This window comes from Gelidibacter sp., from assembly GCF_035515035.1.
Classification (GTDB): domain Bacteria; phylum Bacteroidota; class Bacteroidia; order Flavobacteriales; family Flavobacteriaceae; genus Gelidibacter.
This window is the reverse complement of record NZ_DATJCA010000171.1, coordinates 1-26,394: the sequence shown is the minus strand read 5'-3', so window position 1 is coordinate 26,394 and position 26,394 is coordinate 1. Positions and strand designations below refer to the sequence as shown.

Annotated in this window: 21 protein-coding genes; 11 read left to right on the top strand and 10 right to left on the bottom strand. The window is 37.7% G+C overall.

The window, feature by feature from the left end; genetic code table 11:
- Window positions 1–62: 62 nt before the first annotated feature.
- Entirely contained in the window at window positions 63–488 is a 426-nt protein-coding gene (locus VLZ86_RS14775; protein ID WP_325452704.1) for an ATP-dependent zinc protease, read from the bottom strand.
- Window positions 489–595: 107 nt separating this feature from the next.
- Here VLZ86_RS14775 and uvrC point away from each other — a divergent pair, with 107 nt between their 5' ends.
- Window positions 596–2,386: an excinuclease ABC subunit UvrC gene (gene uvrC / locus VLZ86_RS14770; RefSeq protein WP_325452702.1), complete on the top strand. Its 1,791-nt coding sequence runs from the start codon at window positions 596–598 to the stop codon at window positions 2,384–2,386.
- A 140-nt stretch (window positions 2,387–2,526) separates the two neighbouring features.
- Window positions 2,527–4,722 carry a patatin-like phospholipase family protein gene (locus VLZ86_RS14765; RefSeq protein ID WP_325452700.1) on the top strand — a complete coding sequence of 732 codons (2,196 nt, stop codon included), beginning with the start codon at window positions 2,527–2,529 and terminating at the stop codon, window positions 4,720–4,722.
- Between the two features lie 432 nt (window positions 4,723–5,154).
- On the opposite strand, the gene VLZ86_RS14760 is transcribed toward VLZ86_RS14765, so the two are convergent.
- The 3 genes from VLZ86_RS14760 to VLZ86_RS14750 are packed head-to-tail and all read right to left on the bottom strand — an operon-like array spanning window position 5,155 to window position 8,529.
- A complete protein-coding gene (locus VLZ86_RS14760; RefSeq protein ID WP_325452698.1) occupies window positions 5,155–7,614 on the bottom strand; it encodes a carboxypeptidase-like regulatory domain-containing protein in 2,460 nt (819 codons plus the stop codon).
- Between the two features lie 6 nt (window positions 7,615–7,620).
- Entirely contained in the window at window positions 7,621–8,358 is a 738-nt protein-coding gene (locus VLZ86_RS14755; RefSeq protein ID WP_325452696.1) for a GLPGLI family protein, read from the bottom strand.
- 9 nt (window positions 8,359–8,367) lie between these two features.
- Complete coding sequence (locus VLZ86_RS14750; RefSeq protein WP_325452694.1) at window positions 8,368–8,529, bottom strand: hypothetical protein; 162 nt, start codon at window positions 8,527–8,529, stop codon at window positions 8,368–8,370.
- A gap of 306 nt (window positions 8,530–8,835) precedes the next feature.
- Here VLZ86_RS14750 and VLZ86_RS14745 point away from each other — a divergent pair, with 306 nt between their 5' ends.
- The 8 genes from VLZ86_RS14745 to VLZ86_RS14710 all read left to right on the top strand — a co-directional run bounded on the left by VLZ86_RS14745 (window position 8,836) and on the right by VLZ86_RS14710 (window position 20,165).
- On the top strand, window positions 8,836–8,958 hold the full coding sequence (locus VLZ86_RS14745; protein ID WP_325452692.1) for a hypothetical protein: 123 nt from the start codon (window positions 8,836–8,838) through the stop codon (window positions 8,956–8,958).
- A gap of 465 nt (window positions 8,959–9,423) precedes the next feature.
- Window positions 9,424–10,578: a homogentisate 1,2-dioxygenase gene (locus VLZ86_RS14740; RefSeq protein WP_325452689.1), complete on the top strand. Its 1,155-nt coding sequence runs from the start codon at window positions 9,424–9,426 to the stop codon at window positions 10,576–10,578.
- A 163-nt stretch (window positions 10,579–10,741) separates the two neighbouring features.
- Window positions 10,742–11,902: a 4-hydroxyphenylpyruvate dioxygenase gene (hppD, locus tag VLZ86_RS14735; RefSeq protein WP_325452687.1), complete on the top strand. Its 1,161-nt coding sequence runs from the start codon at window positions 10,742–10,744 to the stop codon at window positions 11,900–11,902.
- A gap of 149 nt (window positions 11,903–12,051) precedes the next feature.
- Window positions 12,052–12,828, top strand: coding sequence for a DUF3108 domain-containing protein (locus tag VLZ86_RS14730; protein WP_325452685.1), 777 nt, complete (start codon window positions 12,052–12,054; stop codon window positions 12,826–12,828).
- Between the two features lie 5 nt (window positions 12,829–12,833).
- Window positions 12,834–13,766: a tryptophan 2,3-dioxygenase family protein gene (locus tag VLZ86_RS14725; RefSeq protein ID WP_325452683.1), complete on the top strand. Its 933-nt coding sequence runs from the start codon at window positions 12,834–12,836 to the stop codon at window positions 13,764–13,766.
- A gap of 14 nt (window positions 13,767–13,780) precedes the next feature.
- On the top strand, window positions 13,781–15,064 hold the full coding sequence (locus VLZ86_RS14720) for a M23 family metallopeptidase (RefSeq protein WP_325452681.1): 1,284 nt from the start codon (window positions 13,781–13,783) through the stop codon (window positions 15,062–15,064).
- Between the two features lie 3 nt (window positions 15,065–15,067).
- Window positions 15,068–16,714, top strand: coding sequence for a glucose-6-phosphate isomerase (gene pgi / locus VLZ86_RS14715; protein ID WP_325452679.1), 1,647 nt, complete (start codon window positions 15,068–15,070; stop codon window positions 16,712–16,714).
- A 163-nt stretch (window positions 16,715–16,877) separates the two neighbouring features.
- Entirely contained in the window at window positions 16,878–20,165 is a 3,288-nt protein-coding gene (locus tag VLZ86_RS14710; RefSeq protein WP_325452677.1) for a TonB-dependent receptor, read from the top strand.
- A gap of 620 nt (window positions 20,166–20,785) precedes the next feature.
- Here the strand turns inward: VLZ86_RS14710 and tsf are convergent.
- The 5 genes from tsf to VLZ86_RS14685 all read right to left on the bottom strand — a co-directional run bounded on the left by tsf (window position 20,786) and on the right by VLZ86_RS14685 (window position 25,442).
- A complete protein-coding gene (gene tsf / locus VLZ86_RS14705; RefSeq protein ID WP_325452675.1) occupies window positions 20,786–21,751 on the bottom strand; it encodes a translation elongation factor Ts in 966 nt (321 codons plus the stop codon).
- A 91-nt stretch (window positions 21,752–21,842) separates the two neighbouring features.
- On the bottom strand, window positions 21,843–22,634 hold the full coding sequence (rpsB, locus tag VLZ86_RS14700; protein WP_325452673.1) for a 30S ribosomal protein S2: 792 nt from the start codon (window positions 22,632–22,634) through the stop codon (window positions 21,843–21,845).
- A 228-nt stretch (window positions 22,635–22,862) separates the two neighbouring features.
- Window positions 22,863–23,249 carry a 30S ribosomal protein S9 gene (rpsI, locus tag VLZ86_RS14695; RefSeq protein ID WP_325452671.1) on the bottom strand — a complete coding sequence of 129 codons (387 nt, stop codon included), beginning with the start codon at window positions 23,247–23,249 and terminating at the stop codon, window positions 22,863–22,865.
- Window positions 23,249–23,704 carry a 50S ribosomal protein L13 gene (rplM, locus tag VLZ86_RS14690; protein ID WP_129015894.1) on the bottom strand — a complete coding sequence of 152 codons (456 nt, stop codon included), beginning with the start codon at window positions 23,702–23,704 and terminating at the stop codon, window positions 23,249–23,251. The genes rpsI and rplM overlap by 1 nt, the downstream gene beginning before the upstream one ends.
- Before the next feature lie 529 nt (window positions 23,705–24,233).
- A complete protein-coding gene (locus VLZ86_RS14685; protein ID WP_325452669.1) occupies window positions 24,234–25,442 on the bottom strand; it encodes a multidrug effflux MFS transporter in 1,209 nt (402 codons plus the stop codon).
- A gap of 444 nt (window positions 25,443–25,886) precedes the next feature.
- On the opposite strand from VLZ86_RS14685, the gene VLZ86_RS14680 reads away from it, so the two are divergent.
- A complete protein-coding gene (locus tag VLZ86_RS14680) occupies window positions 25,887–26,132 on the top strand; it encodes a hypothetical protein (protein ID WP_325452668.1) in 246 nt (81 codons plus the stop codon).
- 60 nt (window positions 26,133–26,192) lie between these two features.
- Here VLZ86_RS14680 and VLZ86_RS14675 read toward each other — a convergent pair.
- Window positions 26,193–26,394 (bottom strand): hypothetical protein (locus VLZ86_RS14675; RefSeq protein WP_325452666.1); only part of this gene is annotated, 202 nt, incomplete at its 5' end.

Genomic DNA, 26,394 nt, shown 5'->3' with positions numbered 1-26,394 from the left:
AATTTGCTTTAAATTTTAGTGATAAGGATTAATGTGATCGCATAAAAACGCGCACCCAATGCTTATTTGTTTTTGTTGTTATAAGATATATATTTTTGTGTGACATCTACGATAAACTTTTTACTTAGGAATTTCCGACCAATCAAAATCGGAAATCTCATGTCATCCCGCGTACTTAAAGTAAGCGAGATATTGTATTTCTTTTCGAATAAAATAATATTGGTCTTTACTTTATATCGTTTTTGTACAATGCCATTACTGCTTTTAACTTTTGCGAAAGTGTATTCCTTAAATCTAAATTCCTTTCCGTTATAACGCGGATGGCCTTTATCATAAAACAAACACACCAACTCATCATTGTCTATCCAAACCTTATGGCAATGAATGGAGGAGGTATAGGCGCCTGTATCTATTTTGATGTCGATATCAAAAAGATCAAGTGCTGGAAAATCAGCTTTGTCAATTCTGCCTATAATTTTTTTGGGCATCTCACTTAATTACAATTGGGTCGCAAGATAATAAAAATTCATTCTTTTATTGAAAGACTTAAAATGCTTTACATTGAAAAGTTTTGAAGATATAGTATCTTTGATATATGAGTAAGCCTACTTTAGAAATCCAATTGCAAACATTGCCCCATGAACCTGGAGTGTATCAATATTTTGATATCAACGATAAGATTTTATATGTAGGTAAGGCCAAGGATTTAAAGAAACGCGTCACTTCCTACTTTACCAAAAATCACGATTATGGCAAGACCAAAGTACTGGTCAAGAAAATTGCCACCATTAAACATATTGTGGTCGAGACGGAAACTGATGCCTTGCTGCTCGAAAACAATCTCATCAAAAAATACCAACCACGTTATAATGTATTGCTCAAGGATGATAAATCCTATCCATGGATCTGCATTAAAAAAGAACGATTCCCCCGTGTGTTTTCAACACGCCGAGTCATCAAGGATGGTTCTGAATATTTTGGACCTTACACCAGCATGAAAACGGTAAAAACGCTTCTCGATCTCATTAAAGGGGTTTATATGTTGCGCACCTGTAATTATGACTTGGCTCCGGAGAAGATCCATACGGGTAAATTTAAAGTGTGTTTGGAATACCATTTGGGCAATTGCAAAGGTCCATGTGAAGGCTATCAATCTGAAGCAGATTACCAAGAAGATATCACAGCAATCAGGGAGATTTTAAAGGGGAATTTCAAAGATTCATTGTCACAATTCAAACAGCAAATGAGATCGCATGCTGAGGCTATGGAATTTGAAGAAGCACAGCGCATCAAGGAGAAAATTGATATTCTCGAAAATTACCAAGCAAAATCTACGGTGGTCAATCCTAAAATAAGCAACGTTGATGTGTTTTCAATAGTTTCTGATGAAGGTTATGCTTATATTAATTTCTTGCAGTTGTCTTACGGTTCCATCATCCGTTCTCACACCATGGAAATTAAAAAGAAATTGGATGAAACTGATGAAGAATTATTGCAGCTTGCCATCACTGAAATCAGACAGCGTTTCCATTCTACAAGCAAAGAGGTCTATGTGCCTTTTGATCTGGATTTGGGCGAAGACCTTAAAGTCAGTATTCCGAAATTGGGTGATAAAAAACGCATTCTCGAGCTGTCAGAGCGCAACGCCAAATACTATCGTATGGAGCGTTTTAAACAAGTCAAAATTATTGATCCTGACCGTCATGCCAATAGGATCATGGCACAAATGAAGGTCGATTTACGTCTTAAGGAGGAACCCAGACATATCGAGTGTTTTGACAACTCCAATATTCAAGGCACAAATCCAGTGGCGGCCTGCGTAGTCTTTAAAAACGGGAAACCTAGTAAGAAAGACTACCGCCATTTCAATATCAAAACCGTGGACGGCCCAGATGATTTTGCCTCTATGGAAGAGGTCGTTTACCGGCGTTACAAACGTTTGTTGGAAGAAGAGCAAGCCTTACCACAACTCATTATTATTGATGGTGGCAAAGGTCAATTATCTTCAGCCTTAAAAAGTTTGGATCTTTTAAATTTGAGAGGAAAGATTGCGATCATCGGAATTGCGAAACGTTTGGAAGAATTATTCTATCCAGATGATCCAATTCCATTATATTTAGATAAAAAAAGCGAAACCCTTAAAGTCATTCAACAACTGCGTAATGAAGCCCATCGTTTTGGGATTGAGCACCACCGTAATAGACGCAGCAAAGGCGCGTTGACCACGGAGTTGGAGTTAATCCCTGGCATTGGGGAACAATCTATAGTGGAGTTGATGACGCATTTTAAAACAGTTAAAAAAATCAGTAAAGCGAGTTTTGAGGACTTACAGCAAATTGTTGGCGCATCCAGAGCAAAGAAAATCCTTGATTTTTATAATAAGTAGCATACACATCTCGATATGTCGAGAGGTCAACTAATCTACAGATTCACGTCTTAAAGTATTTGGAATTGGAGGTTTAAAAATCTAATCATTTGAAAAAATTCACGTACATAATAATTCTCACTCTGTTCATTTCACTAGCTATGAACGGTCAGGACACCGTTTCACAAATACCACAAAAAACGCCTAAAATAGGATTGGTATTAAGTGGTGGTGGTGCTAAGGGATTTGCGCATATTGGGGTGTTAAAAGTGATTGACAGCTTGGACATAAAGATTGATTATATTGCAGGAACCAGCATGGGCGCTATTATTGGCTCATTATATGCTTCAGGCTATTCCGGAAAACAATTGGATTCCATTTTTAGATCCCTCAATTTCGATGACGTCATTAGTGATAATCTACCACGATCTGCCAAAACATTTTATGAGCGGGACAATTCAGAACGGTACGCCGTAACCTTGCCTTTTACAAACTTTAAGTTGAAACTCCCTTCAGCCTTGTCAAGAGGTCAAAATGTATTTAATCTGTTATCAAAACTAACCTTGCATGTCACTGATATTTCCGATTTTGACCAATTACCAATTCCTTTCTTTTGTGTGGCCACTGATGTGGAAACAGGGAAAGCAATTATTTTAGATCAAGGAAATTTGGCCCAGGCCGTTACGGCAAGTGGTGCGTTTCCTTCGCTATTTCAGCCGGTTATTATTGATGATCGTGTACTTATTGACGGCGGCGTCATCAATAATTATCCAATTGATGAGCTAAAGGTCAAAGGGATGGATGTGATTATTGGTGTGGATGTGCAAGATGGATTGGCCAAAAGGGAAGACCTGAATTCGGCTCCTGCGATTTTACTTCAGATCAATAACTATCGCACGATTAGTGATATGATTAAGAAAGTCGAAAAAACGGACATCTACATTAAACCAGATATCACCGATTATACGGTGGTCTCTTTTAGCGAAGGCAAAAAAATAATTGAAAGTGGTGCACGGGCAGCGCTTATAAAACTTGATGAATTAAAAAAACTTCCAAAATATAAAAGCTCAAGAGGCGTAGAGATGGATCTTACCTCTAAGGATAGTATCGCAATCAATAAGGTTAAAATCCATGGAAATAACCGATATACACGAGCCTATATTTTGGGAAAATTGAAGCTTGTGGAAGATACTAAAGTGAGTTATGCCAATTTTAATGAAGGTGTAAATAACTTGGTGGCAACCAATAACTTTACCACCTTCTATTATGAATTTGAGAAGACCGATAGACCAAATGTCTTTAATTTATTGGCTACGGTGGATGAGAGTAATGTTACCAACTTTTTAAAGTTTGGATTGCATTATGATGATCTTTATAAAAGTGCAGCGTTGGTGAATTTTACTAAAAAGCGTGCCTTGTTAGATGACGATGTGGTGTCTTTAGATTTGATCTTGGGCGATCAAGTTCGCTATAATTTTGAATATTATATAGATAAGGGCTTTTACTGGAGTATTGGGCTGCGTTCAAGATTTAATCAATTTAACAGAAATGTCAACGTAAAACTATTCTTAAATGATCAAGAGCAATCACTAACGGGGTTAAACAAGATTGGTGTTGAAATTGAGGATCAAACCAACCAGATTTATATTCAAACCATGTTTGGAAAAGATTTTGCGCTAAGCTTAGGTGGCGAGCACAAGCGCTTAAAAATAAAATCTGAAACTGTTGCCGTCAGTGGTCCGCGTGGGCAACGATTTTTTGAAAATACCGATTATTTATCCGTTTTTGGAACCTTAAGATTGGATATGTATGACAATAAATACTATCCAAAAACAGGTTTCTATTTCAACGGTGATTTCCATCTTTATCTTCATGCATCCCATTTCAATGAAGATTTTAATAAGTTTTCTATAGCCAAAGCAGATATAGGCTATGCTTTTGGAATTACCGATAAATTATCAGCCAATATTTTTACTCAAGGAGGATTTAAAATCGGCGATACCAATACGCAATCACTTGATTTTGCTTTGGGCGGTTATGGCAATAATTTCATCAATAATTTTATTTCATTTTATGGTTATGACTATATTACCCTCACCGGAGATAGTTTTGTTAAAGGCACCATGAGTTTTGATTATGAACTTTTTAAAAAACACCATATTACCTTCGCTGCCAACTATGCCAATATTGGCTATGGTCTTTTTAAATCAGGTACTTGGTTCTCATCTCCTACTTATTCGGGGTATGCACTTGGTTATGGACTCGAAACCTTTTTAGGACCATTGGAAGCAAAATACACCTATTCTCCTGAGCTTGGTGAAAGCATTTGGTTGTTTAACTTGGGGTTTTGGTTTTAAACTATTCCTGCGGAGGCGTGAAGCCTTCTGGTTCAGCGCAGCTAATCTTGCAATAGAAATCCTGTACTCGAAAGTTTTTTCAGAGAGCTCCACGGAGATACACTGAGGGCGAATGGGTTTTGTTGGATATGTGATATTGCCTAAAAAATTAACAACTTTACGCTTTTGAGAAAGATAGGTTGGATATAGTTTAGGATTTCGGAATATTATAATTTGTAAGCAACTTTAAACATTACAATTCTTGGAAGGATAAACATTTTACTGTCACTAATCAAAAAACTGTTGAATGAATTCTGTTGCTTAAATCGCATATCAAATAAATTTGTAGCGTTGATTTCAAAGCCCCACGGACTATCCTCCACTTGATAAAACAAGGACGCGTTTGCCGTGTCAAAAGTGTTTTTGGTGTTGTTGCTTTTGTTGTGATATCTATCAAAGGCATAATCGGCCTGAAAAAATAAAATCCCTTAAAAAATCATATTGTAGAATGGCAAAAAAGTTATCGTTTTCAAAATTGCTGATGATGTTGGAAGATCGGTAAGCATTGAAATCTTTTTTATAGCCAATTTCTATATTTGGCAATTTTTTAAAGAAAGTCTCCGCGCTGACGGTTGAGGAAACGGATTTTGAAATATTCAGATGCGTGTCGTTGTTTAAAATTTGGTAAAAGTCATTATAGTTAAAGGTACTTCGCAATTTGTAACGAATCTTGTTGATTTTTTTTGAAATCGCACCGTTAACGCTCCAACTATGTTCTGGCAAATCAAAGAAAACAGGCGTACTGTATTGTTCAATGCCTTGTAATTGGGTGACATTCTTAAAATGTTCTACTTTTTTATTGAAATTGGTGTTGAGGTTAAGGTTTAAATTTCTAAATAGACTGAACTTGTGATAGTTCAAACTCACCGTATGGTATAATTGATTTTCCAAAGTGGCATTGCCTTTATAAACGCTATTGAAATTGTTCAAAACGAAATTGTTGGCCAATTGCTCAATACCCGGGAAACGTGCATTGAGGCTGTATTTGAAATTAATCTTTTCACTGTTATTGAATTCTATTTTGGTGGTGAATTGGGGCAATATCAGAGCTTTGGAGTGATTGCTTTTTTCTTCAAACTGTTGGGTCTGCCAACTGTAAAAATGGGTGTATAGCATCGGTTTGAACGTGGCAATCCCGATCTGAAACTTGTATTCCAGCCCAACAAAGGTGTTCAGAAAATCATAGCCAAAATCATTGCCAAAACCTGCCGTATTAAAGTTGTTGATGGTGCCATTGCTCAATTGTTGTAAATCCTGATTGTAAAAATTGGTGAAAGCTGCATTAACGCCCACACTTGTATAGATATGATTAAAATTATTGAGTACCCAATAGTCTTTTACAATGGCATTGACGTTGTGTGCACTATTGCGTTTGGTCTGTAAAATATCATAAATGACATCATCTTCCAAGGGGATCAAGCCTTGTAGGATTTGTTGGTTGGTCAACCATTCCGTTAGGGGTTTGTCATTTTGAAAGGTATAGGTGGCTTCTAAGGTACCCGTATGGTTTTTGGATAGTTTCCTACTGTAGGTAATGTTCTGTTTAAGGTTTAGGGCTTTGATATCAGTATTAGTAGCTATGCTATTGTTTTGAATGGGGTTGATGGTATTGATCAATCCCTTACTGTCATTATTGGTTACCTTAATAAAACTATTATAGGCGAAATCTTCCTCAAAACTTGGCTTATAATTCAAGGTGAGTTTACCAATCGTGAAAAAGTTATTGAAGTTGTTGGTGGTGGTACGGTTTTCAAAATAGGGGTCTTCGTTGTTCAAATACTCATTTGTAATATGACTCTCGGTATTGGTTTTACTATTTGAGCTGATGATATACCCGCTGATATCGGTTGCCTTATTAATAGCCTGCCTAATATTTAAAGCCCCAAACTGGTTGGTATTTGCGGTATAATCTTGATTGTTGAGGTACCGTGCAAAATCACTATTGAAAAGATCAAAATAGCTGCTGGCATCACTTAAGAGTTTGCCAAAGCCACCTTCAAACTCCAAATAATCCCTAAAACTAAAACTTTTAACACCTTGATTGTTGAGGTCGCCTATAAAATTGACATTGGTTTTAGGGCTGTAATAAAATAGGTTGGGATGGATCACATAACGGTCTTTGATACCGGCACCGGCTTCAAGGTCTCCAAATGTAAATTTCTTTTTGTCTTCCTTTAGTTTAATGTTCATGGCCATGTCTTCATTATCCTGTAAGCCTTTGAGCATGGCCACCTCGTTGTAATTGTCAAGTATTTCTACTTTATCAACCGCATCTGCCGGAATATTATTGACCGCCAATTTGCTATCGCCTGTAAAAAAGGTTTTGTTTTCCACCAACACCTTCGTCACTTTTTTGCCCTGAACGGTAACATTGCCAGCTCTGTCTACTTCCACTCCAGGCAATTTTTTTAAAGCATCCCGTAGTTTTCGTTCTTCACCGGTAACAAAACGGCTGACATCATAAGTAATGGTATCTTTTTTAACCACAATAGGAGGCGTGTAGTTGAGGATAACCTCGTCCAGTTGGTTGGGGTTCTCTTTGAGGACGAAGTTTTGAATGAGGTTTTCCTCGGTAGTAGTCAAAACCTTAGTATAAGGTGTAAAACCAAGAAAGCTAACGGTAAGGTTATAGGTTTGATTTTTGGAGAGGCCAAGTTGGTAGCTGCCATTATCTTCAGTAATAGCAAAACGAACACCTTGACTATCATCTTCAGGGATTGCTAAAATGTTGGCGTAGGCCAATGGGTCTTGCAAGCTGTCCGTTACTTTACCTGAAACCTTGATCTGTTGGGCATAAGAAGAAAATCCTGCTAAAAGTAGCAGGATTGTATTTTTTATATGAAATAATTTCACAAAACCTCAATTTTTAGATTTGTTCTCAAAACCATACTCGTCAATTTTTTGTGAAATGTAGGTTTCAAATTCTTCAGATGTTATTTTGATTCCTTGAGTCGGTTTACTGATTTGTACTTGGTTTTCAAACTTTATCTCTGTTGCATAATAATTAATGTCACCATAGTTTAATTCTAAAATTAATCCTGGAAGTCCGTTGTAACCTCTTGGACCGAAAGGTAGTGGGATTTCAGGGGTAAACCAAGCTATAATTTTAATGTCATTGACGTAGATTTTATTTTTTTCAAGGATCATCTCTGCTTTTAAACACTTGTAGTTTGCTATTAATTTTGTTTCGGAAGTCAATTTCCAATCTGTTTGTATCGCATCCTCTATTAGAAAGATCTCACCAAGCATTGTTCTTTGAATGGTAACTTTTTTATCTTTTAAATTTGTGTAGTAAATTTCCTCACCTCCAAATAACTTGGCTGATTTCAGAAAAAAGTCACTCTTGTCAGTATCATTAACCAAAGCGTTCTCTATTTTAAAAAGAGACTTTTCTTTATTGAATTCAAGATGATATTTTAACTCATCCAATCTGGAAATGGTTCTATTGTAAAAGTCAATATTACTGTCTTTAACACCCTGATCGCTCTTCTTTTTAGAAGCATTGATTTTATAAACAACAGATCCAGAGTTTTCATGATTTTGAGAAAACCCAATGAATGTTAAAAACAGTAATAGAAAAGTTAGTTTGATATTCATTTTTTAACTTTAATAAGGTCCAGCCTCGCTTTCCATACAGTCTTCATAAACCCAGGCACCCAATTCTAAAGCTCGCGCTCTGTCATTCCACGTGAATACTGCTGCTTCATAAACACCCATTGCCATTTCAAAACAGTCTCCAGGTGAATCTTCAATTTGATTATTCATCATAGAAGTGTTTGCATTCAAGGAGCTAGTAAAAAATAGAACTGCCGCAAATAAACTAAATACTTTTTTCATAATTTCTAAATTTTAAAACCTACATTTTTTTAATAGGTTTGGTTAATAACTTGTTTTTCCTACAAAGTCTTAAAAATTACAAAGTCGTGTTTTACAAAGTCAATAAGTTACAAAGTCTTAAAAAAAATAAACCAGCTGGTTTTTGGATCAATCCAATGTCGTCTTTAATGGCTAAGAAGTGACTTTGTTATTACTCCAAAAGCCATCATCAACGTATCAAACATAAAAAAAAAAAAAATGGATAAATACAAATTTATTTTACGTTTACTTCAATCCTTCGCATTGACAATGAATGGGTTAGAGTTTTTAGCCTTGTCAAGTATTGTCAGTGTTGGAAACTACGGGAAAGCCGTAATCTGAATTATTTTTAGATTGTTTTAGAAAAAACTTTCTGCAAGCATAGAATTTAGATTATTTCAAATTCTTTTTTCTATATTTGTGACATGACCACACAATCCTGGGCCGGTTTACTTCTTTATCTTCAATTCCTTATGAAAAGGAATCCAGAATAAGCATGTCTTTTTTTATTCCTGCGAAGGCAGGAAACCTTTTGGTTCAGCGCAAGCTAATCCCATCGTATTTTATTCCTGCGAATGCTAAGGCAGGAATCTCATCAGTTTCGTATCTTTATAATTAAACATTCAATTGCTTTTAACTGAGCATGTTCCAAGAAGGGAAATTGAAATTGAAATTGAATCCCAATAGCTATCGGGAGAAATCAAAGTAAAACCTCGAATTCTGAACATTGAACTTTGAATGCTCAAATGATTAACTTATAACTCTGAACTCTGAACTCAAAACTGATAACCCATAACTCAAGAAAAAATGCCATTTTACCATAAACTCGGGAAGATTCCCCAAAAAAGACATACCCAATTCCGGAAACAGGATGGGACTTTGTATGCGGAACAGTTGTTCGGAACGATTGGTTTTGATGGGATGTACACCAATTCCTATCACGAACAGCGCCCAACACAGGTCAAGGCCATTCAAAAGCAATATAATGTGGCGCCTAAAATTGCCAAAGCCAATCATATCCAATCGTACCGTCTGCGAGGCTTTGAGGTCAAACCGGAAAATGATTATCTGGAAAGCCGAAAAACCGTGCTTACCAATTCCGACTGCAGCATTATTTTGGCCGCACCAAAACAGTCCACCAAAGACTATTTCTATAAAAACACCGATGCCGATGAATTGATTTTCATCCATAAAGGCAGTGGGAAATTGAGGACCCATTTAGGGAACCTCGACTTCAAATATGGCGATTATCTGTTAATACCAAGAGGCATCATCTATAAAATCGATTTTGATACCGAAGACAACCGTTTGTTTATCGTTGAATCGCGTCGACCAATCTATATGCCTAAGCGTTATAGAAACTGGTTCGGACAATTGTTGGAACATGCGCCCTATTGCGAACGCGATATCCGTCGACCAGAAGAATTGGAAACCTATAATGAAACAGGAGACTTTTTGATCAAGGTTAAAAAGCAGGACGATATTTTTGAAATGGTCTATGCCTCGCATCCTTTTGATGTGGTGGGCTATGATGGGTACAATTACCCGTATGCCTTTTCAATCCACGATTTTGAACCGATAACGGGACGCATCCATCAACCGCCACCAGTGCATCAAACTTTTGAAACCGATGCTTTTGTGGTGTGCAGTTTTGTGCCACGGTTGTATGATTATCATCCATTGAGCATTCCTGCGCCCTACAATCATAGTAATATTGATAGTGATGAGGTGCTGTATTATGTAGATGGCGATTTTATGAGCCGTAATGACGTGGATGCAGGCCATATTACCTTGCATCCTTCCGGAATACCGCACGGACCACATCCAGGATCAGTAGAACGCAGCCTCGGGAAAACAAAAACCGATGAACTCGCCGTGATGGTCGATACGTTCAAGCCTTTAAAAATTACGGAAGAAGCGTTAAAAATAGCGGATGAGGAATATTTTAAGTCGTGGCTTTGAAAAAAGTACAAAGAATCAAGTATTAAGTATTAAGAATTAACAATAAAGAAATAGGATAAGAGAGCCAAGAGCCAAGAGTCAAGACAAAAAATGAATTTTGACCATTTTAAAAGTCTATTCTCTTTTATCTAATCTATTTTTCTTTCATCTAAAAACATAAATCATGAGCAAAGACATCCAATCCGTGGAATACGGACTAGAGAAAATTTTTGAAGGCGCAGAAGATTTTTTGCCACTTCTTGGAACCGATTACGTGGAGTTTTACGTAGGGAATGCGAAACAAGCGGCGCATTTCTATAAAACGGCTTTCGGATTTCAATCCTATGCCTATAAGGGCTTGGAGACGGGATCAAGAGATAAGGTGAGTTATGTGCTCAAACAGGATAAAATACGTTTGGTATTGACCACGCCATTAAATAGTAAATCGCCTATCAATGATCATATTGTCAAGCATGGCGACGGCGTAAAAGTGGTTGCATTGTGGGTGGACGATGCCCGAAGTGCTTATGAAGAAACCACCAAGCGCGGTGCCAAATCCTATATGGAACCGAAGGTTGAAAAGGATGAACATGGTGAGGTGGTCACAGCCGGAATTTATACTTATGGTGAAACCGTCCATATGTTTGTGGAGCGTAAAAACTATAAGGGCACTTTTATGCCTGGGTTTAGAGAATGGAAATCGGATTACAACCCAGAGCCTACAGGATTAAAATATATTGACCATATGGTCGGCAATGTCGGGTGGGGTGAAATGAATACTTGGGTCAAGTGGTATGAAGATGTCATGGGCTTTGTTAACTTTTTATCTTTTGATGACAAGCAAATACACACAGAATATTCAGCCTTGATGAGTAAGGTCATGAGCAATGGCAATGGCCGCATTAAATTCCCTATCAATGAACCTGCCGAAGGCAAAAAACGGTCGCAAATTGAGGAGTATCTCGATTTTTACGAAAGTCCGGGAGTGCAACACATCGCCGTGGCAACCGATGATATCATAACCACGGTTGCCCAATTGAAGTCCCGTGGTGTTGAATTTTTATCCACACCGCCAGAAGAGTATTATAATGCAGTTCCTGGACGCTTGAAAACGTATAGCCATGAATTGCGGGAAGACATTCAAAAGCTAAAAAGTTTAGGTATTATGATAGATGCTGATGAAGAAGGATATCTTTTGCAGATCTTCACGAAACCCGTGGAAGATAGGCCAACCTTATTTTTTGAAATCATCCAGCGTATGGGGGCTAAAGGTTTTGGGGCAGGTAATTTTAAGGCGCTCTTTGAATCTATTGAAAGAGAACAGGAATTACGAGGCACTTTATAAGCCAAACGCTAACAAATATTTAACTTTTAAAACTCCGCATTAATTTGACGGAGTTTTATTGTTTTAATACTTTTGGAACACTAATTGTAATTCTTGAGGATATATACGAAATCTTAGTTTTTAAGGTTATACTTACAATTATTTAAAATATGAAAAAAGTTAATTTAATTATAGCGCTATTCTTCGTAATCCTCAGCGTCTCCGCACAAGAAAAACATGCTTTTCAAGAAGGAGAATGGTTTAAGTTTAAAATGAGTTACAGTGGGTTCCTAAAAGCCGGAAATGCGACGTTGGAAGTGAAGGAATCTCGGTTGAACGGAAAAGACGTTTTTCATGTGGTCGGCAAAGGCTGGACCACAGGAGCAATTAGATGGTTTTTCAAGGTAAAAGACCGGTATGAAAGCTATTTTGATAAACAAACAGGAATGCCTTATAAGTTTATCAGAAATATTGATGAAGGTGGCTACACCAAGGATGTTGAGATAGAATTTGATCATGCTGCTTCAAAGGCACATGTCAATAATAAAAAAACAAAAACAAAACAATCCTATGCTATTGAAGAGAACGTTCAGGACATGGTTTCGGCGTTTTATTATTTGAGAAACAATTATAATACAAATACAATCAAGGAAGGTGATGTGGTGAGTTTGAACATGTTTTTTGATGAAGAGAATTATAATTTTAAGCTTAAATTTTTAGGGAGGGAAGACCTTAAAACCACATTTGGTACCATAAAAACCCTTAAGTTCCGACCCTATGTCATGGCGGGCCGTGTCTTTAAGGAGCAAGAAAGTTTGACCTTATGGGTCAGTGCTGACGACAATAAAATTCCGTTGCGAATTCAGGCCGATTTGGCTGTGGGCTCCTTGAGAGCAGATTTAGAGGCCTTTAAAGGCTTAAAACATTCATTTAAAGTACAGTTTTAGAACGCATGTCCAATCCAGAAAACTTAGATCCTATCCTAAAGGAACTTCAGAAAAAATATACTGCAATTGATCAGGATACCCACACTTATTTAGAAGGCTTACTCCACAGTAAGCCTATTACGTATTGGGATTATATCCAAACGGATGCCTTATTAAGTTTACAAATTCAGAGAACTACGCTTCCTGATGAAATGGTGTTTATCGGATACCATCAAATCAACGAATTGCTTTTTAAGATGATTCTTTGGGAAATAGAACAAGTGTCAGAGAGCACAGCCCTGACTACGGAGTTTTTTGCATCCAAATTAATGCGGGTCAGTAGGTATTTTGATATGCTGACCACCTCATTCAACATCATGAGAGAAGGCATGGACGTGGAGCAGTACATGAAATTTAGAAACACCTTAACGCCTGCGAGTGGCTTTCAAAGTGCGCAATACCGACTAATTGAGTTTGCCTCAACAGAATTGATCAATCTTATTGATTATCGCTTCCGTAAGGATATTGACCGCAATACACCATACACACATGCGTTTGAACACTTATATTGGCAAGCGGCAGGAAAGGATTACCAAACCGGAAAAAAATCGATTTTATTGATCAATTTTGAAAAACGTTATAAAGAGGAATTCTTAAGATTCATGGAGGCCCACAATACTAAAAATCTATGGACCAGATTTAAGGAGCTTCCAAAAGCTGATCAAGAGAATGAAGACTTGGTAAAAGCCATGAGGCATTATGATCATACCGTTAATATTACCTGGGTGTTTGCCCATTACAATGCAGCCAAACATTATATAGAAAGTGGTTCGGGTGGTGGTGAAGGCACTGGAGGTAGCGATTGGAAAAAATACATGCATCCAAAATACCAAAGGCGCATATTTTTTCCTCAACTTTGGACGGAAAAGGAATTGGAAAATTGGGGAACGGAATTATAAAATTGAAAGAGTTAATGTATCAAAAAAGTTTAGTAGTAGCAGTTTTATTAGGATTGGTAGTGTGGTCGTGTAAAGACGATGTAGAGAAGAATAATCCAGAACCTTTTCAAGCGTATATAGCACCTGTCGAATTAAGAGAATTTGGATTTAACCTGAATGACTATATTGTAAAACGGGACACCATTAGGTCGGGAGACAGTTTTGGTACCATCTTACAAAGAAACAATTTGGGCTATCCAAAAATTTACCAAATAGCCGAAAGTGCAAAAGATTCCTACGATATCAGAAAACTCCAAATAGGAAGGCCTTATACCTTGCTGATGTCAAAAGACAGTTTGCAAACGCCACAATGTTTTATTTATCAGGAAAATAACATTGATTATGTGGTGATTCATTTTGCGGACTCGATTGTGACCTATAAAGAGAAAAAACCAGTCACGATCGTGACGAAGGAGGCTTCTGGCGAAATCAACAACAACTTATCAGTGACCATGGATTCCCAAGGTTTGCCACAAGCGTTGATTGGAGAAATGGCAGATATCTATGCCTGGACCATCAACTTCTGGAAACTGCAAAAGGGAGATAAATTCAAAATCATTTACAGACAACGTTATATTGAAGATTCAATCTATGCCGGATTGGAAGGTATTGATGCCGCTTATTTTCAACACAAAGGTGAGGATTTTTACGCCTTTAAATTTCAAACAGACTCTGTTACAAAAAGTGCCGATTTCTTTGATGAAAAAGCAAAAAGTTTAAAACGTGCCTTCTTAAAAGCGCCCGTTCAATTCAGCCGTATTTCATCACGATACAATCTCAACCGACGGATTGCCTATTATGGATATGCCTTGAGGCCACACAAAGGCACTGACTTTGCAGCGCCCATTGGAACGCCAATTTTAGCCACTGCCAACGGGACTGTGACGGAGTCCACTCAAAAAGGTGGCAATGGAAAATACGTGAAAATCAAACACAGTGATACTTACAGCACCCAATATTTGCACATGCGAAATCAAGCCGTTAAAAAAGGCCAATATGTAAAGCAAGGCGATGTTATTGGCTATGTGGGCATGACTGGAAACACTGGTGGTCCGCATGTGTGCTATCGTTTTTGGAAAAACGGTCAGCAGGTAGATCCCTTTAAAGAAAAGTTGCCAACTGCTGAGTCCATCCCAAATCATCTGGTCCTTGAGTATAAAGACTACATAATACCTTTAAGAGAGCGTTTGGACAAAATCCCTTATGAATACCAGAATGAAACGACGATAGAACAGGGTTATTCGATCACTAAAAACTGATCCGTGGCACTACCCAAAATCAACCCAACCCATACTCAAGCGTGGACAAAGCTTCAAGAGCATTTTAAGAGTATAAAGGATGTACATATGACCCAATGGTTTTCTGAAAATGAAAACCGTGCAGAGGAAATGACCATCAAATGGGACGATTTTTATCTGGACTATTCTAAAAATAGAATGGATGCCAAAACCATGGAATTGTTATTGGAACTTGCGGAAGAAACACAGTTGAAATCTGCAATAGACAAACAGTTTCAAGGCGATGTCATCAATGAAACGGAAGGAAGGGAAGTCATGCACACCGCTCTTCGGAGCCCTAAAGGCACCAAAATATTGGTGGACGGTGTAGATATTATGCCGGAAGTCCATGAAGTAAAAGCAAAAATCAAAAGCTTTACGGTTGACGTGGTTGACGGAAAAAGAAAAGGCTATACCAATAAATCATTTACAGATGTTGTAAACATTGGCATTGGTGGTTCTGATTTGGGGCCGGCCATGGTGGTGGATGCACTTCAGTATTATAAAAATCACTTGACCACACACTTTGTGAGCAATGTGGATGGCGATCATGTGGAGGAGGTTTTAAAAAAGCTCAATCCAGAAACCACACTTTTTATTATAGTTTCCAAAACATTTACCACACAAGAAACCTTATCCAACGCCAACACGATCAAGGACTGGTTTTTGAAATCGGCTAGGGAAAGCGATGTTTCCAAACATTTTGTGGCGGTGTCTACAAATATTGAAAAAGTAAAAAGCTTTGGAATTGACGAAAGTAACATCTTTCCAATGTGGAATTGGGTTGGCGGACGCTTTTCATTATGGAGTGCTGTTGGGATTTCCATAAGTTTAGCCACGGGTTATGATACTTTTGATAAGTTATTGTCTGGTGCGCATGCTATGGACGAACATTTCAAAACAGCAAACTTTGATAAGAATCTTCCAGTTGTATTGGCCTTAATTGGTATTTGGTACACCAACTTTTTTGAGGCGGAAAGTGAGGTTGTCATTGGCTATTCACAATATTTAAATCAGTTTGCCACTTATCTGCAACAGGCCAATATGGAAAGTAACGGCAAAAGTGTAGATAGAAATGGCAACAAGGTTACCTATCAAACCGGAAATGTCGTTTGGGGAGAACCTGGAACCAATTCGCAACATGCCTTTTTTCAATTGATCCATCAAGGTACAAAACTCATTCCTGCCGATTTTATCGGATTTGCAAAATCACTTTATGGCAATAAGGACCATCACGATAAGTTGATGTCAAATTTTATAGCCCAAACGGAGGCGCTTTTAAATGGAAAATCGAAAGAAGAGGTCATAGAAGAGTTTAAAAATCAAAATACTTCTGAACATATTATAGACCAGCTCTCACCTTTTAAAGTGTTTGAGGGTAACAAACCAACCAATACCTTACTGATTGATAAATTGACCCCGGAAAGTCTGGGCAAACTGATAGCCCTTTATGAGCATAAGATCTTCGTGCAAGGCGTTATTTGGAATGTTTTTAGCTATGATCAATTTGGGGTTGAGCTTGGAAAACAGTTGGCCACAAAAATCTTAGCAGAATTTGATTCCAAAGGTCATATTACGAATCATGATAGTTCTACCTTAAATTTATTGGAATACTACAAACAATTACGTTAAATATTGTTAAAAACTTTTGTATAGCTTTATTTCATTCATACAAAGAAGGATACGAAAGTTCCTATTTTTGAGATGTTAAATTTTCTTAACGTTTTAGTCATATTAAATCATATTAATGGTTTAATTTTGCGCAAAATTTAAAATCTAATTTTAAACATCAAAAATGAAAAAACTTACTCAATTCTTAATGATGGCTGTAGCTTTACTAACTACTGCAGTCATGACGGCTCAAGTAACTTCTTCCAGCATGAGTGGTCGGGTTACAGATGCTGAAGGTCCTGTTATGGGTGCAACAGTTATTGCTACCCATGTTCCTTCAGGTACAACTTACGGAACGATTACCAATGATGATGGTCGTTACAATTTACCAGGGATGCGTGTTGGCGGTCCATACAGTGTAGAGGTGTCTTATATTGGATATGGGACAAACACAACTAGTGATATTGTAATTGGCCTTGGTGCTGGTTATCTTCACGATGTGATTTTAAGTGAAGAAACAGTTTCCTTAAGTCAAGTGGTAATTTCTGCCAAAAGAACCAAGTTCTCCACAGAGAAAACTGGAGCCGTAACCAATATCTCAAATGAGCAGTTATCTGCGATGCCAACCATTAACAGAAGTATTACTGATGTTGCCCGTCTTTCTCCTTATTCAAATGGGATGAGTATTGCTGGTGGCGACGGCCGGTCTACCAACTTTACTGTGGATGGTGCCAATTTCAATAATAACTTTGGATTGAGTTCTAGCCTACCAGCTGGAGGAAGCCCAATCTCATTGGATGCTATTGAAGAAGTTCAAGTGGTTATCGCTCCTTTTGATGTGCGTCAAACCAACTTTATTGGAGGGGGTATCAATGCCATTACTAAATCTGGAACCAATAGATTTAAAGGTTCTGCTTACGCTTATTTCAACAACCAAGATATGCGAGGTAACCGCATTGGTGATGTTCAATTTGGAGATCGAGACGATCAGTCAAAAACCATTTACGGTGTGACTTTAGGTGGTCCAATCATTAAGAATAAATTATTCTTTTTCGTGAATGCGGAGCAAGAAAAACGTCCAGGTCAGGTTGTAAATTGGAGACCTTCAGAAGATGGTGTTGCCAATCTTGATTTATCGCTTTCACGTACCAGCATTGCTGACATGGAACGTGTAAAACAACATTTAATCTCTAACTATGGGTATGATCCAGGGTCTTACACTAGTTATCCTTCTGATGAAAGCAACAAAAAATTCCTTATACGTTTAGACTGGAATATCAATCCAACCAACAAATTAAGTGTAAGATATAATTACGCCAAGAACCAAGGCTGGAATGGAACCAATGGCAACTCAACAGATGCAGGTTACCGTAACAGATCAATGGATCGTATCTCAGAATCATCAATGGCATTCTCAAATTCAACGTATTCTATGGATAATATTGTAAATTCCTTATCCTTGGATTTAAACAGTAGAATTTCTGATAAACTTTCGAATCAATTGCTTGTAACTTCTTCTAAAATTCAAGATGCACGTGGTACTGATTCTTCTCCGTTTCCTTTTATTGATATTATGAATGGCAAAACTGCCGATGGGAATCAAATTCTTGAGCCTTATATGTCGGCCGGTTATGAATTGTTCACTTGGAACAACGCGGTCAACAACAATACCTTTACTATTACGGATAATTTAACTTACTATTTAGATAATCATAAAATTACTGGAGGATTAAGTTTTGAGCACCAATTGGCCAACAACTCCTATATGAGAAATGGTACAGGTTATTATCGTTATGCAAGTATTGAGGACTTCCTTAGTCAAGCGGCACCAACAGATTTTGCCATAACTTATGGTTACGATGGTGAAAAGAATCCAACTGCTGAAGTTGCCTTTAACCAATTTGGAGTTTACCTTCAGGATGATTGGGATGTTAATGCTAATTTCAAATTATCTTACGGAATCCGTGCGGACTACTTGAAATATGAGAACAACTTAATTAGAAACAACGCTATTTATGACCTTGACTACGGCGGAACAAAAATTGATACTGGCAAATGGCCAGATGCCAACGTTCAAGTTTCTCCAAGAGTTGGATTTACCTGGGATATCAAAGGTGATCAAAGTATGAAACTTCGTGGTGGAACCGGTATTTTCTCTGGAAGACTACCATTAGTGTTCTTCACAAATATGCCAACCAACTCAGGAATGGTACAAGGAAGTTATGCTGCGACAACTACGTATAATGCGGATGGTTCAATAAAATCAACGAACCCGGCTTTAACTAATTTATTAGCTGGTCCTATGATTACGGATGTGGCTGAAATGATTGATAGATTGGGTCTGCCAAGTACGATTAGACCAGAAGATGGTGCCTTACCTCGTGATGTGAATGGTGTGGATCCTAATTTCAAAATGCCTCAAGTGTGGAAATCATCTTTGGCTCTTGACTTTGATATTCCTGTATCTTTTCCATTGTCTGTTACCGTGGAAGGAATTTACACGAAAAACCTTAACGGTGTCATGCTTAAAAACTATAACCTGAAACAACCTGACGGATCTTGGGATCGTTTTTCTGGTCCAGATGACCGATATATCTACCCTTCTAATGCTGATATTGCTTATACTTCTAGAAATGCATATATGTTGGCAAATACCAACGAAGGATGGGGAGCAATTGGTAATATCACCGTTAATTCTGAGCCAGTTGAAGATTTAAGATTAATGGCGGCTTATACCTATACCGAATCCAAAGAGATTTCAGGGATGCCAGGAAGTAATGCTTCATCGGCATATAATGGTCTTATTTCAGTTAACGGACCTCATTTGCCAAATCTAGAGCGCTCACAATATGTTGTACCTAGTAAATTGATTGGATCTCTTTCCTATAAATTACCTTGGTCAAACAACCTATTGAAATCTGCTACGTTAATTAATGTTTTCTATTCAGGATATTCTCCTAATGGCTATAGCTATACCTATTCTAATGATATGAATGGTGATGGTTATTCTTCAGATTTGATTTACATCCCAAGTGGGAGAGGAGATATCAACTTTGTTAGTACTGCCGATGAAGATGCATTCTTCAACTTTATGGAACAAGACAAATATTTGAAAAAGAATAAAGGTAAATACGCCGAAGCTAATGCTGTCCGTAGCCCATGGGTTCATACTTTTGACCTAAGGTTAACACGTGAGTATTATTTCAACGTTGGAGAAACTAAAAACACGTTACAGTTTAGTTTAGATTTCTTGAATGTAGGTAACCTTATCAATTCTCAATGGGGTGTTTCTCAAAGAAACGACATCTCAAATAGAGGTCAGATCTTAAAGTATGAAGGTAAAGATGCGAACAATGTTCCTTCTTACTCTTTCGCTAAAGTTAGAGGTGAGTATCCAGTTGATACTTTCGACTATAACTATTATTACGGTGAAACTTGGAAACTTCAAGTTGGCGTTAAATATTCGTTCTAATCAATTAGATCAAAATTTTGCGGCGTTAACCCGTTGTTAGTGTATAAAAGCGTCCATCAAATTGATGGACGTTTTTTTTATGGGATATCTTGAAAAAAACTTAAGGAGGGTTTTATAGAATAAAGTACTGTTCTTACTTGCGGTATGAAATGGGTTTAAACCGTTATTTAAGAGGTGCTAATAGCTTTGATTTAAATTCGAATAAAGATAGCTTGGGTAAAGCACTTTATGCAACTGTGGGTTTGTTTTAGATTTGTGCCGTGCTTCCTTTTAACTCAGCGCCCAAACGATTGTAAGGCGGCTCGCTTTCCTTTAAAGCCGTTTACTTCATGATCTATTCATTAGCCAATACACAATGTAGGATATTAGAGAAGGGCGTTAAAAACGCATCAGAAATAGTCTATGGGAGCGGTTGGATGTTTGGCACTAACAATACATCCACATTCCAAAAACAAATGAAATCTGAATAATAAAAATCACTACGTCTTTCAGACAAATGTTTTGGCTATTAGACGAAATAAAAAAACCACTACGTCTTTAAAAAAAGAGTAGTGGTTTTTACTATAAGATTAGCTTGCGCTGAACCTAAAAGGTTTCCTGCTTGCACAGGAATTTGTTGATTATCCTAAAGATACACGTTTAAAGTCGGTTACTTTAACATCGCCATAAGAGTCGACATATTTGGCAACATTAATTTTCTCATCTTTAATGAACGTTTGGTCCAATAGACATTTCTCTTGATCCAAAGTGGTGTTGTCAGAAATAAAACGCTCCATTTTACCTGGAAGGATTCTATCCCAGATTTGTTCTGGTTTGCCTTCCGCTTTCAATTCGGCTTTCGCGTCTTCTTCAGCTTTTGCCAATACTTCTGGCGTCAATTGCGCCATAGAAATGTAGCTAGGTACGTTTTTAGGAGCTTTGTTCATACGCGCTCTTTCTTCGTTGTCTTTTTCAATGACGGCAATTCTAGCATCGGTTTCTGCAGCAATGAATTCAGGATCAAAATCTTTGTAAGATAATGTTGTAGCACCCATAGAAGCCACTTGCATGGCCACATCCTTCGCTAATTCTTCAATGTTATCAACTTTAGCTGAAAAGCCAACAAGCGCAGCAATTTTATTAATGTGTACATAAGAACCCACATAAGGAGCTTCTAATTTTTCAAAAGCATTCAAGTCGATTTTTTCACCAATCACCCCTGTTTGCTCAATTAGTTTATCGGCAACAGTCATCCCGCCAAAGTCGGCAGCCAATACTTCTTCTTTAGAATTATAGTTGATAGCGATGTCTGCAATATCGTTTGCCAAAGCAACAAAAGATTCGTTTTTACCAACAAAATCCGTTTCACATCCAACAACAATGGCAACGCCCACCGTATTGTCTGCGTTTATTTTGGCAACAGCAGCGCCTTCCGTAGAATCTCTGTCCGCTCTTTGATCGGCAACTTTTTGTCCTTTTTTACGCAATATGCTAATTGCTTTGTCAAAATCGCCTTCAGCTTCCACTAAAGCTTTTTTACAATCCATCATTCCGGCACCGGTAGTTTGTCTCAGTCTATTAACTTCTGCAGCTGTTATTTTTGTCATAATTTCTAGTGTATGTTATTAAAAAAAGTCGTTCAATTAATTTTCAGAAAAGAAAAGAAACAAACGACTTTAAGATGTTATATAAAAATGTTTATTCTTCTTCGTCAACGGCTACCTTCTTTGTAGCAGCTTTCTTTTCTGTTTTTTCTGGTTTGTCAGCTTTTTCATCTTGACTATCCTTGTCGGTTTTATCTGACTTACGTTCAGATAGACCATCAGCAATAGCAGATGTGATAAGCGTTAAAACTTTATCAATAGATTTTGAAGCATCATCATTTGAAGGAATAACGTAATCTACTTGGCGTGGATCAGAATTCGTGTCCACCATTGCAAAGATTGGAATGTTTAATTTCTGGGCTTCTCTAATAGCAATGCTTTCACGTTTAATATCCACTACAAATAAAGCACCTGGCAAACGGGTCATGTCTGAAATAGAACCTAAGTTTTTCTCTAACTTAGCTCTTAAACGATCAACTTGTAAACGTTCTTTTTTAGACAAGGTCAAGAAAGTGCCATCTTTTTTCATTCTATCAATCATAGCCATTTTCTTAACGGCTTTTCTGATAGTTACAAAGTTGGTCAACATTCCACCTGGCCATCTTTCAGTGATGTAAGGCATAGTTACAGCACCTGCTTTTTCAGCAACGATGTCTTTAGCTTGTTTTTTTGTAGCTACAAATAAAATCTTCTTTCCAGAAGCAGCAATTTTATGAAGCGCCTCAGACGATTCTTTAATTTTTGCGGCTGTTTTGTAAAGATTGATAATATGGATGCCATTACGCTCCATGTAAATGTAAGGAGCCATGTTTGGATCCCATTTTCTTGTCAAGTGACCAAAGTGTACACCTGCTTCAAGTAATTCTTTTACTTCTATACTTTCCATTTTGTAATAGTTTACGTTCTGTTGAATTAGCAATGATAAAGTGGTTTCCATTGTGGCGGAGCGCCTTTACCATTTAGATGCTAAACTAAATCTTCACGCGGTAACGTGATAGACAACATTAACTGGGTTAATTTTTTGTGTTGGAAGTATTCCAACACGGGTTTAAAGGTTTCAATACACCAATTGATTGGGCTGATCTTCAGGAGATCCCCAATCAAGTTGGGGATGTTAACGTTTAGAGAATTGAAATTTCTTACGAGCTTTCTTCTGACCGAATTTCTTACGTTCAACCATTCTTGGGTCTCTTGTTAACAATCCTTCTGGTTTCAGGATCAATCTGTTTTCTGCATCAACCTCACACATAACGCGAGATAATGCCAAACGGATCGCTTCTGCTTGACCAGTAATACCACCTCCATATACATTTACTGTAATATCAAAGTTGCCTTCATTGTTAGTCATAACCAAAGGTTGGTTTACTTTGTACTGTAATGCAGCACTTGGAAAGTAGACCGGCATGTCTTTTTTATTAATTGTGATGTTCCCTTTTCCTGGGGCAACATACGCGCGAGCAACAGCCGTCTTTCTACGGCCAATTTTGTGAATTACTTCCATTAATTGAATTCGTTTAAGTTAATTGTTTTTGGTTTTTGAGCAGCATGAGTGTGCTCAGCACCAACAACAACGTTTAGGTTACGGAATAATTCTGCACCTAATTTGTTTTTAGGGAGCATCCCTTTTACTGATCTTTCTACTACTCTAGCCGGATCTTTTCCGAATAGTTCCATAGCAGTTAAAACTCTTTGACCACCTGGATACCCTGTGTGACGAATGTAAGTTTTATCGTTCCACTTGTTTCCTGTTAAGTTGATTTTTTCAGAGTTGATAACAATCACGTTATCTCCGCAATCAACATGTGGTGTGAAGTTAGGTTTGTGTTTGCCTCTTAAAAGTTTTGCAACTTTAGAAGCCAAACGACCTAGTGTTTGCCCTTCAGCGTCAACCAAAACCCACTGCTTATCCACAGTAGCCTTGTTAGCTGAAATCGTTTTGTAGCTTAATGTATTCACACTAATTAAATTTTATAGATCACACCAAGGGTGTGATGAGTTAAACATTCCTCTCTTAAAAAGAGTTTGCAAATTTACGATAATCTATGTGATTACCAAATAGTATGATACGAATTTTGTTGATAAAATTTGACGGGTTTGGCTTTGCCTTATTCGGGAGATAGTTTTTAAGCTATTTTAAAAAGAAGGAGGGGATTAAAATGTGCTTAATGCTTTATAAATGATTGGGTTACTTAAGATAAGAATGAGAAGCATTTAATGAAGCGTTTTATAGGGTAATCTCCACAGAAAAACTGTCATTTTATCTGACTTATTAACATCTAAATCCTGTCAAAAAGTGATTTTTTCAGCCTAAAACTTATAAAGATGACCACCATTCGAATTGGTCGAAAACCTTTCCGCTCTTTTTTTAAAATTAAAATAGAGACCTGATCAACCTGAATAGGTACAATTAACTTCTTCACACAAAAGACCTCATAAAAAAAATCCTCAAGCCTCTCCTTTGAAATAGATCAACCCAAAATTTCGATTAGGAACTACTTACCCGCTCTAAGGTCTTAATCTTTCGGTTGCCCCAATAGAGTATCATTACAGAAACACTAGCGCATAAAAACATAATCCCTGTCATGGGAAGCGGCGTTTCGTTACTAAGCGTAGAGACCAGCGCCGTAATTATGGCACCGATTCCTAATTGTAGCGCGCCCATAAGAGCAGAAGCCGTTCCTGCACTCTTTTCAAAGGGCGCTAGTGACAAGGCTGACGTATTTGGGAAGGCAAAACCTTGGGTGCTCAAGAATAGAAACACCAAAACGATCATGGAATACATTTCAATAAGCTGAAATATCGTGCCGAAAAATAACAGTGCGCCCGCCACGACTTGGCATAACAGGGTGACTTTTACAATTTGCTGGCTTGTGTATTTTTTTAGCATATACGTATTTACCTGGCTGGCGGTCACCAAACCCATGGCAATAATCCCAAAAATCCATCCGTATTGTTTTTCCGAAACTCCATAAAGTTCCATAAATACGTGAGGCGACCCCGCGATATAGGCATATAGACCACTGGCGGCAAAAGATCCCGTTAGCGTGTAGGTATAAAATTGAGGTGTTTTAAATACGTTCCAAAACTTGGTAATGATTGGTTTCGGTTTTAAGGACATCGTGGTATCTGGCGGTGCTCCTAAAGGAAGCCAGAAATAAACGAGAAGAATATTAAGTGCCACGAGCACCGCCAAAATTATAAAAATGGAAGGCCAGCCCCAACGGGCTGTAGCGAAACCACCCAGAGTAGGGGCAATAATTGGCGAAACAGCAATCACCAGCATCAGCAGACTGAATATTTTTGCGGTTTCAGATACCGGAAAGAGATCGCGGACCAAAGCTCGGGCAGCCACCATCCCGGCGCATCCCCCCAAGGCTTGTATAAATCGAGCGAGAATCAGGGAATCTACGGAAGTCACATAAACAATATAAACAGATGCAAATAAATAGATAAACAGCCCAACCAAGAGCGGGGTCCGTCTCCCAAACCGATCCAACAAGGGTCCATAGATCATTTGTCCAAGGCTCACCCCAACAAAATAACTGGATAAAGAAAGCGCCACGCGTCCCGTAGTAGAGTTGAGATCGCGCGCTATCTCTGGGAATCCTGGTAAGTAGAGGTCAATTGAAAATGGGCCAAGGGCAGAGAGCAGACCTAAAATGAGAATGATAAGATTTCGTTTTTTCTTTTGCATTTTGGTAATAACAGTTTGCAAAATTACGAAAGACGGATTTGTTATTGGCCTGTATTGCTATATGATTAAGCTTTATCCATATGATCAACGGAAAAGTATTTCAAAGAATAGATGATACCTAATTTTGAAATGGCTATTACACGGTATATAAAAGAGAGCTTCAACGGTCAGAATGCGGGCGTTTGTAGTGAAACTTAGCGATGCAGTATCACGAATTCTTATTTGTAAAAGTAAAATTCAACTCATAATTCCTAACGCAGAAGTTAGTTTTGCAATGTTTTTAGGAGTTTTTGTGCGTTTCCCTTTGGGTCGGGCTTTTCGTTGCAATCTTTTTTCTCGTGCCTCAAAAAAAGGATTTTCACTATAATCCCTAACGCGGATTTTGCATCATTACAAACAAGTGAACTGGTTTTTATAGTATCTTTCAATAAAATCATACACCTCATGAATACATTTAAAGCCGTTCATACAGAATATTTGAAACCGTCAAGAACCATAGAAACAGTTCTTGTGTCGAAAGAAAATTTAAGTCAAGTGTACTTTATTTATAATTATGAAGGGAACTCTTTTAGCGTTTTTGAAAATCATTTGGATTTGATACTGTTCTTTCAGGATAAGGCGGAAAGTGATTTTGAGTTTAGGACAGAGAAGGCGTTGGATGAGTTTTTGGGTGGAGTTAATATATCATAATGAAATATTATAAGGCTGATTATTGGGGGTCACTTGAAAATTAATTTGTTTTCTTAAACGCTATCCAATAGCCAATTTGGCTGCATCTTTCCATAAATAATGTGGCATCGGTTCTTGAAGTTCCCAATTAATGCTCATAGGCTTTGAACCCTTATAATCTTTCAACTCGCCTTCGCCAATAAACACATAGCCCATACTGTTCCCAAACTCATCCTTTGCTTTTTCACGAACAAAAAGGAGAATTCGTTTTTCTGTGTTTATG